The 13,792-nt window shown below is 71.7% G+C and carries 11 protein-coding genes; 6 read left to right on the top strand and 5 right to left on the bottom strand.

Annotation, left to right across the window (positions count from 1 at the left end; translation table 11 throughout):
- Positions 1-7 precede the first annotated feature (7 nt).
- Together ACFWPS_RS14925 and ACFWPS_RS14930 are read right to left on the bottom strand one after the other, a co-directional pair.
- Positions 8-1,243, bottom strand: a complete 1,236-nt coding sequence (locus ACFWPS_RS14925) for a PotD/PotF family extracellular solute-binding protein (RefSeq protein ID WP_383704900.1) — start codon at positions 1,241-1,243, stop codon at positions 8-10.
- Positions 1,244-1,295: 52 nt separating this feature from the next.
- The gene (locus ACFWPS_RS14930; RefSeq protein WP_383704902.1) at positions 1,296-2,831 is read right to left on the bottom strand and encodes a gamma-aminobutyraldehyde dehydrogenase; all 1,536 of its coding nucleotides are present in this window, start codon (positions 2,829-2,831) and stop codon (positions 1,296-1,298) included.
- 235 nt (positions 2,832-3,066) lie between these two features.
- Between ACFWPS_RS14930 and ACFWPS_RS14935 the strand changes: the two genes are divergently transcribed.
- Entirely contained in the window at positions 3,067-3,639 is a 573-nt protein-coding gene (locus ACFWPS_RS14935) for an NADAR family protein (protein ID WP_383704904.1), read from the top strand.
- Positions 3,640-3,721: 82 nt separating this feature from the next.
- Here ACFWPS_RS14935 and ACFWPS_RS14940 read toward each other — a convergent pair whose 3' ends face one another.
- The gene (locus ACFWPS_RS14940) at positions 3,722-4,453 is read right to left on the bottom strand and encodes a DUF4190 domain-containing protein (RefSeq protein WP_383704905.1); all 732 of its coding nucleotides are present in this window, start codon (positions 4,451-4,453) and stop codon (positions 3,722-3,724) included.
- Positions 4,454-4,490: 37 nt separating this feature from the next.
- Between ACFWPS_RS14940 and ACFWPS_RS14945 the strand changes: the two genes are divergently transcribed.
- A complete protein-coding gene (locus tag ACFWPS_RS14945) occupies positions 4,491-5,687 on the top strand; it encodes an adenosine deaminase (RefSeq protein ID WP_383704907.1) in 1,197 nt (398 codons plus the stop codon).
- 44 nt (positions 5,688-5,731) lie between these two features.
- Positions 5,732-6,409: a glycerophosphodiester phosphodiesterase gene (locus ACFWPS_RS14950; protein ID WP_383704909.1), complete on the top strand. Its 678-nt coding sequence runs from the start codon at positions 5,732-5,734 to the stop codon at positions 6,407-6,409.
- A gap of 79 nt (positions 6,410-6,488) precedes the next feature.
- On the opposite strand, the gene ACFWPS_RS14955 is transcribed toward ACFWPS_RS14950, so the two are convergent.
- On the bottom strand, positions 6,489-8,171 hold the full coding sequence (locus tag ACFWPS_RS14955; RefSeq protein ID WP_383704911.1) for an RNA polymerase sigma factor: 1,683 nt from the start codon (positions 8,169-8,171) through the stop codon (positions 6,489-6,491).
- Positions 8,172-8,448: 277 nt separating this feature from the next.
- Here ACFWPS_RS14955 and ACFWPS_RS14960 point away from each other — a divergent pair, with 277 nt between their 5' ends.
- Positions 8,449-9,648 carry a serine hydrolase domain-containing protein gene (locus ACFWPS_RS14960; protein ID WP_383704913.1) on the top strand — a complete coding sequence of 400 codons (1,200 nt, stop codon included), beginning with the start codon at positions 8,449-8,451 and terminating at the stop codon, positions 9,646-9,648.
- A 1-nt stretch (position 9,649) separates the two neighbouring features.
- Here the strand turns inward: ACFWPS_RS14960 and ACFWPS_RS14965 are convergent, their stop codons facing one another.
- Positions 9,650-11,575 (bottom strand): hypothetical protein, encoded by a 1,926-nt coding sequence (locus ACFWPS_RS14965; protein WP_383704915.1) that lies wholly within the window; start codon positions 11,573-11,575, stop codon positions 9,650-9,652.
- Between the two features lie 429 nt (positions 11,576-12,004).
- Between ACFWPS_RS14965 and ACFWPS_RS14970 the strand changes: the two genes are divergently transcribed.
- Entirely contained in the window at positions 12,005-12,934 is a 930-nt protein-coding gene (locus ACFWPS_RS14970; protein WP_383704918.1) for an ABC transporter ATP-binding protein, read from the top strand.
- Positions 12,934-13,758, top strand: coding sequence for an ABC transporter permease (locus tag ACFWPS_RS14975; RefSeq protein ID WP_383704920.1), 825 nt, complete (start codon positions 12,934-12,936; stop codon positions 13,756-13,758). The genes ACFWPS_RS14970 and ACFWPS_RS14975 overlap by 1 nt, the downstream gene beginning before the upstream one ends.
- The last annotated feature ends 34 nt before the right edge of the window (positions 13,759-13,792 follow it).

Here is a 13,792-nt window from a genome sequence, read left to right on the forward strand (position 1 = left end):
GGTGTCGTCACGCCCCTGTGAGCTTCGCGAACTTCTGCTGGTAGGCCGTCTCTTCCTTCGAGCTCAGCGAGCGGAAGGCGTGGGACCTGGCCTGCATGGCCTTGTCGGGAACGATCAGCGGGTTGCTGGCCGCCGACTTGTCGATCTTGGCAAGGTAGGGCTGCACGCCCGCGGCCGGACTCACGTAGTTGATGTAGGCGGCGAGTTCAGCGGCCGGTTCGAGCTCGTAGTAGAAGTCCATGAGCCGCTCGGCGTTCGTCTTGTGACGCGCCTTGTTCGGGATCAGCATGTTGTCGGTCGACGTCATGTAGCCGCTGTCGGGGATGACATAGCCGACGTCCGGACTGTCGGCCTGCAGCTGCACGATGTCGCCGGCCCAGGCGATACAGGCGGCGAAGTCGCCCTTGGAGAGGTCGGACGTGTAGTCGTTGCCGGTGAAGCGGCGGATCTGGCCCTTGTCGACGGCCTTCTGGAGGCGGGCGATGACGGCGTCGTAGTCGTCGTCGGTGAACTTCGCCGGGTCCTTGCCCATGTCGAGCATGGTCATGCCGATGCTGTCGCGCATCTCGGTCAGGAAGCCGACGCGGCCCTTGAGCTTGGGGTTGTCGAGAAGGTCGGAGACCGTCTTCACCTCGACGCCGTCGAGCGCCTTCTTGTTGTACGCGATGACGGTCGAGATGCCCTGCCAGGGGTACGAGTAGGCCCGGCCCGGGTCCCAGTCGGGGCTGCGGAACTGGTCCGACAGGTTGGCGAAGGCATGCGGCAGGTTCGACGCGTCCAGTTTCTGGACGTAGCCGAGCCTGATCATGCGGGCGGCCAGCCAGTCGGTGAGGACGATCAGGTCCCGGCCGGTGTCCTGGCCGGCGGCGAGCTGCGGCTGGATCTTGCCGAAGAACTCGTCGTTGTCGTTGATGTCCTCGGTGTACTTCACCGTGATGCCGGTCCGCTTGCGGAACGCGTCCAGCGTCGGGTGGTTCTTCCCGCTGTCGTCCACGTCGATGTACTCGGGCCAGTTGGAGAAGTTGACGACCTTCTCCGTGGCCGAGTGGTCGTCGGCGGAGACCCCGCCCTGGGACTTGCCGGCCGCGGGGATGCCGCAGGCGCTCAGCGCCCCGACGCCGCCCACCGCGAGCGCGCCGCCGAGCAGCGACCGTCGGGTCATGGCGGCCCGGCCGTTACGGAGGCTGCGCCGCATGGCGGCCACTTCGACCGGTGTCAGGCGGTCGGGCTCGTACTGCCTCATACGTGTGATGCCCTTTCGGGAAGGTGGCCGGGGTCAGCGGCCGGAGCTGTGACTATCGGTCCCCGAAGATCGTGCGGTGCCAGTCCTTCCGCGCCACCGCCGTATTGTCGAACATAACGTGCTTGACCTGCGTGTACTCCTCGAACGAGTACGTCGACATGTCCTTGCCGAAGCCGGATGCCTTGTAGCCGCCGTGCGGCATCTCGCTGATGATCGGAATGTGGTCGTTGACCCACACGCACCCCGCCTTGATCTCGCGGGTCGCGCGGCCCGCCCGGTAGACGCCGCTGGTCCACGCGGAGGCGGCCAGACCGTACGGGGTGTCGTTGGCCAGCCGGATGCCCTCATCATCACTGTCGAACGGCAGAACGACCAGCACCGGACCGAAGATCTCGGACTGGACGATCTCGCTGTCCTGCGGCGCGTCGGCGACCAGGGTCGGCCGGTAGTACGCACCGCTCTTCAACTCCCCTCCGGGAGCCTCCCCGCCGGTCACCACGCGCGCGTAGCCGCGCGCCCGCTCCACGAACCCGGCGACCCGGTCCCGCTGGGCGTGCGAGATCAGCGGCCCGAGGTCGGTACCGGGAGCGAAGGGGTTCCCGAGCCGCACGGTCTCCATCAGGGCGGCCGTGCGCTCGACGAACGCCTCGTAGAGCGGCCGCTGCACGTACGCGCGCGTGGCGGCGGTGCAGTCCTGCCCGGTGTTGATGAGCGAACCGGCCACGGCCCCGTGCACGGCCGCTTCCAGATCCGCGTCGTCGAAGACCACGAAGGGCGCCTTGCCGCCGAGCTCCAGGTGCAGCCGCTTGACGGTCGCGGTGGCGACCTCGGCTACCCGCTTGCCGACGCCGGTGGACCCCGTGAAGGAGGTCATGGCCACGTCGGGGTGCCCGACGAGGTGCTCGCCGGCCTCCTTCCCGGTCCCGGTGACGATGTTGATGACACCGTCGGGGATACCGGCGAGGGTGGCGGCCTCGGCGAAGAGCAGCGAGGTCAGCGGGGTCAGCTCGGCCGGCTTGAGGACGATGGTGTTTCCGGCGGCGATCGCCGGGAGGATCTTCCAGGCGGCCATCTGGAGCGGATAGTTCCAGGGCGCGATGGAGCCGACGACACCGATGGGCTCGCGGCGGATGTAAGAGGTGTGGTCGCCGGAGTACTCGGCGGCGGCCTGTCCTTGCAGATGCCGGGCGGCCCCCGCGAAGAACGCGATGTTGTCGATGGTCCCCGGTACGTCGAACTCGCGCGTGAGCTTCAGGGGCTTGCCGCACTGGAGGGACTCGGCGCGGGCGAACTCCTCGGCGCGGTCGGCGAGCACGGCGGCGAACCGGTGCAGCGCGTCCGAGCGGTCGCCGGGAGTGGTGGCGGCCCAGCCGGGAAAGGCGTCCCGCGCGGCGGCCACAGCCCGGTCGACGTCCTCCGTGCCGGCCAGCTCGTACGTGTACACGTCCACGCCGGTGGCCGGGTCGACGACGGTGTGCTTACGGCCCGACGTGCCCTTGGCGAACCGTCCCGCGATGTACTGCGCGCCGTCCGCGAGCCGCTCCTGCGCGGGGAAGGTCTCCGGGGTGGCGGTGCCCGGGTTGTCCATGTCGCTTCTCCTCCGCCGTCACCCCGTCCCGAGAGGCGGGTGGCGTAGCTCCAGCTCGATTTGACTGCCGATCCTGACAGAGCAAGGGGCGACCAACAAGTGATTCCGTTGTTGCCTTTTGGTTACGCGACGGAATCTGTCGACCAGGTGTCGAGTCGGCAGCGGCTGCAATCGACATGCTGCTCCGCAGCGCGGGCAGGACGGAGTGTCAGTGGTGGCTGCCAGACTGGCGTGCATGGCGAAGATCGATTCTGTGGAGGCCCTGATCAGGGCGGTCCGGGCGGGGGCCAGGATCAAGTACCTGCACTTCTGGGGGCACCGGCCGCGGCCCGACGGGCAGGTATCGGCGAGCTGCCTGAGCCAGTGGTGGCCGTCACGCTTCGTGGTCGAGGGTGTGGAGTACGCGACCGCCGAGCACTGGATGATGGCAGGAAAGGCCCGGCTCTTCGGGGACGCGGAGGCGGAGCGGGCGGTCCTGGCGGCGGGTCACCCCGCCGAGGCGAAGAAGGCGGGCCGACTGGTCCGGGGCTTCGACGAGGCGATATGGGAGCGGGAGCGCTTCGGCATCGTGACCGAGGGCAGCGTGCACAAGTTCGCCGCCGAGCCCGAGCTACGGGACTTTCTCCTGGGAACCGGCGACCGGGTCCTGGTGGAGGCGAGCCCGGTGGACCGCGTCTGGGGGATCGGCCTGACGGCGACGGATGCGGGGGCGCAGGATCCGGCGCGGTGGAGGGGGCTGAACCTGTTGGGGTTCGCGTTGATGGAGGCGCGGGAGCAGCTTCTGGCGGACGGGACCGGCCCTGCCTGAGGGGCGCGGGGCTGTATCCATACGCGGCTCCGCCGCGTGGGCGCGACCAGCCCCCACCGGGCCGCACCCGGACAACGGCCCTCTATTGGCTCCCCTGGCTCCCCGCCACCACGATCAGCGTGATGAACGCCGCGGCAAGCACCAGCCCCGCCGACCCGCAGATGATCCCGGCCAGCGCCTGCCCACCGTTCGTCGCCGCGCCCCGCTTCACCCGGGCCCGCCCGATCGACCCGAACACGATGGCCAGTACCCCCATCACCAGCGCGACCGGCGCCACACAGAACCCGATCGCACTGATGATCCCGGTCACCATGGCGGCCGTCCCCAGCCCGTTGTCGGGCGCCGGCTGCATCCCGGGCCACCCGCCGTACCCCCCGGGCCCGGCCGCCGGATACGACGGCAGCGGCTGGCCGGGATAGCCGTATCCCGCCGGGGGCGGGGCGGAAGCAGGGCCCCCGGGGTAGCCGTAGGGAACCTGACCGGGCCCGTTCGGGGCGATCGGCGGCGGAGGCACCGCCGCGCTCTGCGGCTGCTGCGGCGCGGGCGGGGCGTAGGGGTTGGGCGCCGGTGCGGCGGGATCCGGCGCCGCGAAGGGGTTCGCCGGCGGAGCCGGGGGCGTGCCGGACGGCGCGGCGAAGGGGTTGGCCCAGCCCTGCGCCGGTGCGTCGGCGGAGCCGCCCGGCCCCGGTATCGCCGCGGCCGTCCGCTGGTCATGGACCGACGGCGGTACCGGAGCCGCCGCCCCGGCTCCCTCACCGACGCCCTCACCCTTGTCCAGCCGTATCTTCGGAGCCTCCGGCACCTCGTCAGCCATCGTGCGATGTCCCCTCTCCTGCGCGCATGCCGCCGCCATGCTACGGCCCGGCCCCCGGTCGGACCGCGGCCCGGCCTACGATGACCCCGAGTCACCGATCAGCCGATCACCGCGCAGGGCCCCACGGCCGTACCCCGCCGTACGCGGCCCGCGCCGTTCCGGGGAGGAACCCTTGTCCGACCGCCACACCGAACCCGCCGCCCCGCGCGATGTGCACGCCTTCATCGCCGGACTGCCCAAGGCCGAACTGCACGTCCACCACGTCGGCTCCGCCTCCCCCCGCATCGTGTCCGAACTGGCCGCCCGGCACCCCGACTCCAAGGTCCCGACCGACCCCGAGGCCCTGGCCGACTACTTCACGTTCACGGACTTCGCCCACTTCATCGACGTCTATCTGTCGGTGGTCGACCTGATCCGCACGCCCGAGGACGTGCGGCTGCTCACCTACGAGGTGGCCCGTGAACTGGCCCGCCAGCAGGTGCGCTACGCCGAGCTGACGATCACCCCGTTCTCGTCCACCCGGCGCGGGATCGACGAGCGGGCCTTCATGGACGCGATCGAGGACGCCCGGAAGGCGGCGGAGGCCGAGTTCGGCACGGTGCTGCGCTGGTGCTTCGACATCCCCGGCGAGGCGGGTCTGGAGGCCGCCGAGGAGACGGCACGGCTGGCGACGGACGACCGGCTCCGCCCGGAGGGCCTGGTCTCGTTCGGTCTCGGCGGCCCCGAGATCGGGGTGCCCCGGCCGCAGTTCAAGCCGTACTTCGACCGGGCCGTCGCGGCCGGCCTGCGCTCCGTCCCGCACGCGGGCGAGACCACCGGCCCCGGCACGGTCTGGGACGCGCTGACCCACCTGCGCGCCGAGCGCATCGGCCACGGCACCAGCTCCGCGCAGGACCCGAAGCTCCTCGCCCACCTGGCCGAGCACCGCATCGCCCTTGAGGTGTGCCCGACCTCCAACATCGCCACCCGCGCGGTCCGGACCCTGGAGGAGCACCCGATCAAGGACTTCGTGGCCGCCGGTGTCCTGGTCACGGTCAACTCCGACGACCCGCCGATGTTCGGCACCGACCTCAACAACGAGTACGCGGTCGCCGCCCGCCTCCTCGGCCTGGACGAGCGCGGCATCGCGGACCTCGCGAAGAACGGGGTGGAGGCGTCCTTCCTGGACCTGGCGGGCAAGACGAGGATCTCGGCCGAGATCGACGCGTACACGAAGGCGTGGCTCGCCCCCTGACGAGCCCCTGCGGAACCCGTGCGGAGCCCTGAGACGATGGGCTCATGCAGACCGTGACCGCCGTGGCCCACCGCGGCGACCCCTACCGCTTCCGCGAGAACACGCTCGACTCCCTGCGTTCCGCGCTCCGCCGGGGCGCGGACGCGGTGGAGACCGACGTACGGCTCACCCGTGACGGCGTTCCCGTCCTCCTGCACGACGAGACGCTCAAGCGCTTGTGGGAGCACGACCGCCCGCTGCGCACCCTGTCGGCGGACGAGGTGCACGGCCTCACCGCGGGCGGTGTCCCGACCCTCGCCGAGGCGCTGGCGGCGACGAAGGCCAGCCGGGTGATGCTCGACCTGCCCGGGGACCCCGGCGAGCGGGCGGTGGCGAGGATCGTGGCCGTGGCACGGGAGTGCGACGCGGCGGAGCGCGTCTACTACACGGGGGACGCCGTCGCGATGCTGGCGGTCCGGGCGGCCGACCCGTCCGCCGAGATCGCCCTGACCCGCAAGACCCTGGCACCGGTCCGCCCCGCACTCCTGGCCGCGATCCGCCCCCGTTACCTGAACTACCGCTTCAGCCTGCTCGACCCCGAACTGGTCGAACACATCCACCACAGCGGCTACCTGATCTCCTGCTGGACCCCGGACACCCGCCGCTCGATGCGCCGCCTGCTGGAGATGGGCGTCGACTCCATCACGACCAACAGGGTGGGCCTTCTCGACTCCCTGCGCTGAGGCGCCCCGTCAGGGGCGCGGGGCTGTGTTTGACATGCGGCTCCGCCGCGTGGGCGCGACCAGCCCCCACCGGCCCGCACTAGACCCGCGACCTCTGAGCCACAGTCGCCGGATCACTGGGCACGGACCGCGTCACATACTGCGGAACCGGCGCCGAATCCTCCCCGTCATCCCGCACCAGCCCATACCGAATCGCCCCGTCCGGCGGCCCGTACAGAACATCCTTCTCCACCGCGTCCCAAGACGACGGAAAGACACTCACCCCGTAGTCGGCCCCCCGCTCGTTCACCGTGAACGTCGCGCTGCCGTCGACATAGAAGTACTCGTTCTGCCACATCTGCTGAGCCCCCGACGGCAGCACCGCGTACCCCACCGCCGAGTTCCCCATCCCCGTCGCGGACGTGTCCGTCGTACTCACCCGGTCGTCCATCCGCCGCCCGCCCCCGGACGCCACATGGAAGATCTTCCCCTTCAGCCCGGTCCAGGACGGCATGACCAGGCTCCCGGCCCGGTACTGCGGTGAGATCTGCCAGCGGACCAGCACATAGCCCTGCCCGGAGAGGGTGACGCTGTCCCCGCGGTGGTTCAGAACGGCGTGCGCCCCGCCGCTGCTGGTGATCCCGCCCTCCGGCCGGTGCGGCAACGCACCCGGCTTCGCGTCCGGGTCCGGCGCCGCGTCCACCGCGTCGACGACCGAGCCGTAGACCGCCGCGCTCGCCGAAGCCGACGGGGACGGCGAGGCGGAAGGGGAAGGGGAAGGCGACGAAGTGGTCACCGGCGCCTGCGGTACCGCACGCGTGACCGCCGCGGTCGGCGACACCGCGGTCCGCGGCGCCGGGTCGTGCGGCCGCTGTACGACGACATACGCGCCGCCCGCCACGATCGTCGCCCCGGCGGTCACCGCCACCGCCGGTTTGGTCAGCGCGCCCAGCACCTTCGCCGACCACCCGGCGGACGCGGAACCGGCCGCGGCCGCCGTCTTGCCGCCCAGCGCCAGCGCCAGCGTGAACCCGACCGGGACCGGCACCAGGGCGATCCCGACCAGCAGCCGTTCCGCCGGTACGACGGAGTCACGGGTGTCGCCGCAGTAGCCGCAGCCCCGGATGTGCCGGGCCAGCCGCTTGCGCCAGACGGAGTCGGGCCGCCCGTCCCAGCGGGCGGTCAGCTCGCGCAGTTCGGGGCAGGCCCCGTCCAGGGCGCGCACGATGCCGCGCGAGGTCTCCAGCCGTTCCTTCATCCGCTGGACGCGGACGGCGGCGTGCTGCCGGCTGATGCCGACGGCCGCCGCCAGTTCGCGCCGGGTGAGTTCGCCCGACACCTCCAGCCACCACAGCGACACCAGCTGCCGGTCCTCGGCGTCCAGCCAGCGCACGGCCTCCGCGACCTCCCGCCGCTGACCCGCCAACTGGAGGCGCAGCACGGTGAGTTCGGCGAAGTCGGCGGCACCGTCCGGGACCGCCTCGTCCAGTTTCCGGTCCTGCCTGCGGCGCGCCCGGTCCCGGATCTGCCGCATGGCGATGGCCACCAGCCAGGACCGGAAGCTGTCCGGGTCGCGCAGGGTGCCGAGGTTGTCGACGGCGCGCAGCATGGTCTCCTGGACGACGTCGTCCACGTCGGCGTGGCCGTTGAGGGCGCGACCGACCACGTTGTAGACCAACGGCAGCCAGCCCTCGACCAGTTCGTCCAGCGCACGCCGGTCGCCCGCCTGCGCGGCCGCGACCGTGGCCCGCCACTGCCGCGACAGCTGCACGTCCGTCCTCATAACCGCACCCTCTCAGCAGGGGCGGTGGCCTTCGCAATGTCGGGGATCACAGTGTGGAGACGGAGTGCGGGGTTCCGGGATAACACTTTTTCGTTCCCGGTTCCCCGCCGCTCGCGCCCCCCTAAGGGCAGAACCCTTGCAACTCCCCTATTTTCAGAGCCAGTTGTTGAGGGACGGCTCAGGGCCACCAGCCCTCCTCGCCGACGATCCGGCGGCCGCCGCACCCCTGGAGGATGACCAGGTCGCCCCACCCCATCCCCTCCCCTGGAGCTCACGCATGCGTGTCCGCACCCGGAGCACCGCACCTGCCGCCGCCCTCGCCCTGGCCCTCGCGGCCGGACCGCTGGCCGCCCCCGCCTTCGCCACCGCCCCGGCGCCCGCCGCCACTGCCGCCACTGCCGCCACTGCCGCCACTGCCGCCACTGCCGCCACTGCCGCCAACGGCCCGGACACGGACGCGTTGCGCGCCGCGATCGCCGGGCTGCCCGACGCCGACGCCACCGCCGCGCTCGTCCGGGTGGGCGGCACCGACGGCGTCTGGCGCGGCAGCGCGGGCGTGCACGACCTGGCGAGCGGCCGGGCGGCGGACCCGGACGCCCGCTTCCGCGCCGGTTCCACGACGAAGGTGGTGACCGCGGCGGCCGTGCTGAAGCTGGCCGCGCAAGGGAGGATCGACCTGGACCGACCCGTCCAGCGTTACCTCCCGGGCCTGTTCACGCCGGCCTTCCGGCCCATCACGGTAAGGCAGTTGCTGAACCACACCAGCGGCATCCAGGCGGGCGACGGCTGGGGCGACTCCTTCGAGGCGCAGTACGCGCACCGCTTCGACACGCTCACCCCGCAGCAGGTCGTGCGGTCGGCGGTGGCGAAGGGGCCCGAGTTCGCGCCGGGCACCCGGCAGGACTACCTCAACATCAACTACACCGTGCTCGGGCTGCTGATCGAGAAGGTGACCGGGCGGTCGTACGCCTCGGTGGCCGAGCGGCTGGTGCTGCGGCCCGCCGGGATGCGGGACACCTACTTCCCGGGCACCGATCCGCGCATCCGCGGCCCGCACAACCACGGCTACCAGAAGGTGACGAAGGCCGACGGGACGACGGAGTTCGTGGACGTCACGGAGTGGAACCAGGCGGACCGGTTCGCCGCCGGGGACATGATCTCCACCACCGCCGACCTGGAACGGCTCCTCACCTCCCTCTTCCGGGGACGGATCGTGCCGCCGGGACCGCAGCTGGAGGAGATGTTCACGGTCCCGGCGAACATCGAGGGGGCCACCTACAGCGCCGGGCTGCAGCGCTTCGCGTACGAGGGCCGGGTGTACTGGGTCAAGTCGGGGTCCCGGTACGGCTACAGCGCGGTCATCGCCGGGACCCGGGACCTGAGCCGGACCCTCGTCTACTCGGTCAACGCGACCGACGCGAAGGGGGAGGACACGAACCCGGTCGCCGAGCGGATCGCGCTCGCCGCGCTCAAGTAGGTCAAGCAGGGGTGAGGGTGAGCGCGCCGGTGTAGGTGGTGCCCGGGGTGAGGGCGGTCACCGTGCCGTCGACGGTGAGGGTGAGGGTCCGGCCGGCCTTCGCCCGGAGCGTCGCGTCGGCGTCGACGACCAGCTTCGTCAGGTACGACGTGCCGGTGACCGTCCACACCGATCCCGCGCCCAGCTTCACGATCACGCCGTTGTTGACCGCCGTCCGCGCGGTGTTGGTGACGTGGTTGATCTGCTGCCATTCCGTCGAGGTGATGGTGGACACGGCGTGCCGGGACGCCGAGGCGGAGATCACGCCCTCGACGCGGGTGCGCCCGAAGGAGACGACCAGGTTCTTGCCAGTGCGCATGGCGTTGTAGAAGTCGCCGCGCAGCGCGATGTCGGTGAAGACGGCGGTGGCGTCCTTGGTGTGCTCGGCGGTGACGTCGAAGGTGGTGTCCCTGGCCGGGTCCCCGGTGGGCTCGGTGTAGGTGCCGGTCATGGAGCCGGGGTCGTCGGTCTCCATGATCTGGACGAGGACGCCGTTGCCGGCGTGCAGGCGCGCGCCCGCCGAGCCGTCCACGGTGATGGTGACCTGCTTGGCCTTGTCGAGGAACATGGTCTCGGCGGTGCTGAACCGGGTGGAGCCGCCGATGGTCACCGACCCGCCGTCGCCGCTGTGCCACATCACGCCGAAGCCGCGTGAGGCGACCACCGAGGGCCTCGGCTCGATGGTCGCCAGCTCCTGTGCGGTGAGCCCGAGATCGAGTTCCGCGTCGAGCGCGGCCACCGCTTCCCGGGTGCTGTCCCCGAACGTGACCGGGCTCCCGGTGGAGATGGCGGCGAAAGTGGCCACGTCGAACCGGGTACCGAGGAAGACGTCCTGCTGGCTGCCGCCGTCGGCGTAGGTGCCGTAGCCGGAGTCGCCGGTGAGGGTGACGTTGCTGTTGATCGCGGTGAGGCGGGAGTTGCGGACCGAGTCGGTGGAGAGCACGCCCCAGGCCTCGGACGAGATGTGCGAGCCGATGTAGGTGGCCCTGGTGTTCTCGCCGAGGACGTTGGTGGCGCGGACGTTGCCGCTGAGCCCCAGCATCCAGGGCACGGTCATCATGTCGGCGCCGAACCCGGGCTGGTAGTCGGCGGGGAGGACACCGTCGCGGGTGTGGATGCGGGAGTTCTTGACGATCACGTGGGCGCCGTCGCGGGCGATGACCCCGGTGCGGACCGAACCCCGGTTGTCGATCTCCGCGCCGTCCACCACCAGACGGGTGCCGTCGCCGGCTCCGGTGACGGCGGCGCCGTAACTGGCGAAGTCCAGACGGCCGTTGCCGTCGAAGCCGATGCGGGGACGCTCCACGACGTAGGAGGCGCCGTCGGCGACGAAGAAGCCGTTGAACGCCTCGCCGGTGGAGACGAGGTCGACGCCCCGCGCGTAGGCGTCGGTGAGGCGGCCGCCGCGTACGGCGGACAGTACCGAGCTCTCCGGTACGACCCCGGAGGCGCCGACGTAGACGGCCTGGCGGAGGTGGAAGGTGGCGCCCGCGAAGGACTCCAGGTGCTCCACGGCGGGCGTGAGGACCACATCGCCTCGGTATGTCCCCGCCGCGATCACGGTGGTCCAGCCGTAGGTGCCGTCCAGGGCGGAGCCCGTCTCCACGCCGTTCACGGTCAGGGAGAGGATCCGGCCGTCGGGGGCGGTGAGGACGGCGCCCTCCGCCACCACGAGTTCGTCGAGGCGGGTGATCCCGGTGACCTCCCAGGTCTCTCCCGAGGCGACGGTCCTGGTCCGTCGTCCCGCCGCCCGCGCCGCCGTGGGCGCGAGCAGCGCCGGGGCGGCGGTGACGCCCGCGACGACGAGCAGCGCGCGCACCCGCGCCCGCAGGGGCACCCCGCGCTCGGCGCCGGCCGGTTCCCTGGTCCTCCGGGTCTCTGTGGACATGCGGAACTCCCTTGTGCCCCAAGGCTGTTCACGGGGCGATCGACGTCAGGGGGGCGGGAGGGAGTGAAGCAGCGACCGGGGAGCGGCAGAAGCGGTCCGCCCCTGTGAATCGGCCGCCGGGTCATGGCCATGCGAGATATGAACCATTGCCCGAACCCCCGAACCCCCGAACCCCCGAACCCCCGATCGCCCCATCGCCCGATCGCCCGAGTGCCGGGGCGCCGGGGCGTGAGGGTCGCCGGGGCGCCGGGAAGCCGGGGCGTGAGGGTCGCCCCTGGGGATGACCGGCCATTGGTACCCCGGTACCAGTCCCCCGCCGAAGATTCCCCCGGGGTCCCAGGGTCCGGACGCCGCCCGCTCCTACCTTCGACAGCAGACACCGCGACGAGACCGACCGCGGCCGAGTGCGAGGCAGGAAGGCCCAGCTCCATGATCGAAGCGCGCGAACTGACAAAGCGCTACAGCGACAAGACCGTCGTCGACCGTCTGAGCTTCACCGTGAAACCCGGCGAGGTGACCGGCTTCCTCGGCCCCAACGGCGCGGGCAAGTCCACGACCATGCGGATGATCGTCGGCCTGGACGCCCCCACCCACGGCTCGGTCACCGTCAACGGCCGTTCCTACGCCGGGCACCCCGCGCCCCTGCACGAGATCGGCAGCCTCCTGGAGGCCAAGTCCGTGCACCCGGGGCGCAGCGCGGCCAACCACCTCCTGGCGCTCGCGTACACGCACGGCATTCCGCGCAGCCGCGTCGACGAGGTCATCGAGCTGGCCGGGCTGACCAGCGTGGCCGGCAAACGGGTCGGCGCCTTCTCGCTCGGTATGGGCCAGCGGCTCGGCATCGCCTCGGCGCTGCTCGGCGACCCGGCGATCGTGATGCTCGACGAACCGGTCAACGGCCTGGACCCCGAGGGCGTGCTCTGGGTCCGCAACCTGCTGCGTCAACTGGCCGACGAGGGACGGGCCGTGATGCTCTCCTCGCACCTGATGAGCGAGACCGCGCTGATCGCCGACCATCTGGTGATCATCGGCCGGGGCAGGCTGCTCGCGGACACCACGGTCGAGGACTTCACCCGGGAGGCGGGCGGCGGTGGCGTGAAGGTCGTCACCGGCGAGGCCGCGAAGCTGCGCTCGCTGCTGGCCGGACCGGACGTCACGATCACCTCCTCGTCCGCCGAGGAACTGCTGGTCGCGGGCCGGGACGCCCGGGAGATCGGGACGATCGCCGCCCTGCACGGCGTACCGCTGTACGAACTCACCCCGCAGGCCGTCTCCCTGGAGACGGCGTTCATGGACCTCACCCGGGACGTGGTCGAGTACCAGAGCGCTCCGGCCGGCACCGCACGAAAGGCCGCCTGATGACCGTCACCAGCATCGCCATCGCCCGCCCGGCGCCGTACAAGGTGACCGGCCGCCGGGTGCTGCGCTCGGAGTGGGCCAAGTTCTGGTCGCTGCGCTCCAGTTGGATCACCCTCGCGGTCGCCGTGTTCCTGCTGGTCCTGTTCGGGACGATCGCCAGCTACACCTACAGCGCGGGCACCACGGCGGGCGGCCCGCCCGGCCGGAGCAGCGGCGCGAGCGACGCGGTCAGCCTGGCCCTGACCGGCGTGACCTTCGCGTCGCTGGCCGTGGGCGTGCTCGGGGTGCTGCTGTCGGCGGGCGAGTACAGCACCGGCATGATCCGGTCCACGCTCACCGCCGTCCCGCGCCGCCTCCCGGTGCTGTGGGCGAAGGCCGCCGTGCTCGGCCCGATCGCCCTGGTCCTCACCACGCTCGGTGCGCTGGCCGCGTTCGGTCTCGGCTCGCCCGGTCTGGACGGCGAGAAGATCTCCCTGTCGCTCGGCGACGACGGGGTGCTGCGCAGCCTGGCCGGGGCCGGTCTCTACCTCGGTCTGGTCGCCGTCTTCGGCGTGGCCCTGGGCGTGCTGCTGCGCAACTCCGCCGGGGCCATCGCGTCCCTGGTCGGCATCCTGCTGATCCTGCCCGGGCTGGCCTCGCTGCTGCCCGACTCCTGGTACGACACCCTCAGCCCCTACTTCCCGAGCAACGCCGGCCAGGCGGTGTACGCCCTGCACCAGTCCTCCGACGCCCTCTCGCCCGGGGCGGGCATCGCCGTCTTCGCCGGCTGGGTGGCCCTGACCCTGGCCGGGGCGGCGTACCGGCTGGCCAGGACCGACGTCTGAGCCAGGACCGACGTCCGAGCCGGGCCCGGCACAC

This window comes from Streptomyces sp. NPDC058457 (assembly GCF_042720695.1).
GTDB lineage: Bacteria > Actinomycetota > Actinomycetes > Streptomycetales > Streptomycetaceae > Streptomyces.

What these genes read in the sequence shown, in the direction of transcription:
- ACFWPS_RS14935 (WP_383704904.1), top strand. Translation starts at nt 3,067, where the DNA reads ATGGCGAAGATCGATTCTGTGGAGGCCCTGATCAGGGCGGTCCGGGCG.
- ACFWPS_RS14950 (WP_383704909.1), top strand. Translation starts at nt 5,732, where the DNA reads ATGCAGACCGTGACCGCCGTGGCCCACCGCGGCGACCCCTACCGCTTC.
- ACFWPS_RS14945 (WP_383704907.1), top strand. Translation starts at nt 4,491, where the DNA reads ATGCTACGGCCCGGCCCCCGGTCGGACCGCGGCCCGGCCTACGATGAC.
- ACFWPS_RS14925 (WP_383704900.1), bottom strand. Translation starts at nt 1,243, where the DNA reads ATGAGGCAGTACGAGCCCGACCGCCTGACACCGGTCGAAGTGGCCGCC.
- ACFWPS_RS14960 (WP_383704913.1), top strand. Translation starts at nt 8,449, where the DNA reads ATGCGTGTCCGCACCCGGAGCACCGCACCTGCCGCCGCCCTCGCCCTG.
- ACFWPS_RS14965 (WP_383704915.1), bottom strand. Translation starts at nt 11,575, where the DNA reads ATGTCCACAGAGACCCGGAGGACCAGGGAACCGGCCGGCGCCGAGCGC.
- ACFWPS_RS14970 (WP_383704918.1), top strand. Translation starts at nt 12,005, where the DNA reads ATGATCGAAGCGCGCGAACTGACAAAGCGCTACAGCGACAAGACCGTC.
- ACFWPS_RS14955 (WP_383704911.1), bottom strand. Translation starts at nt 8,171, where the DNA reads ATGAGGACGGACGTGCAGCTGTCGCGGCAGTGGCGGGCCACGGTCGCG.
- ACFWPS_RS14940 (WP_383704905.1), bottom strand. Translation starts at nt 4,453, where the DNA reads ATGGCTGACGAGGTGCCGGAGGCTCCGAAGATACGGCTGGACAAGGGT.
- ACFWPS_RS14930 (WP_383704902.1), bottom strand. Translation starts at nt 2,831, where the DNA reads ATGGACAACCCGGGCACCGCCACCCCGGAGACCTTCCCCGCGCAGGAG.
- ACFWPS_RS14975 (WP_383704920.1), top strand. Translation starts at nt 12,934, where the DNA reads ATGACCGTCACCAGCATCGCCATCGCCCGCCCGGCGCCGTACAAGGTG.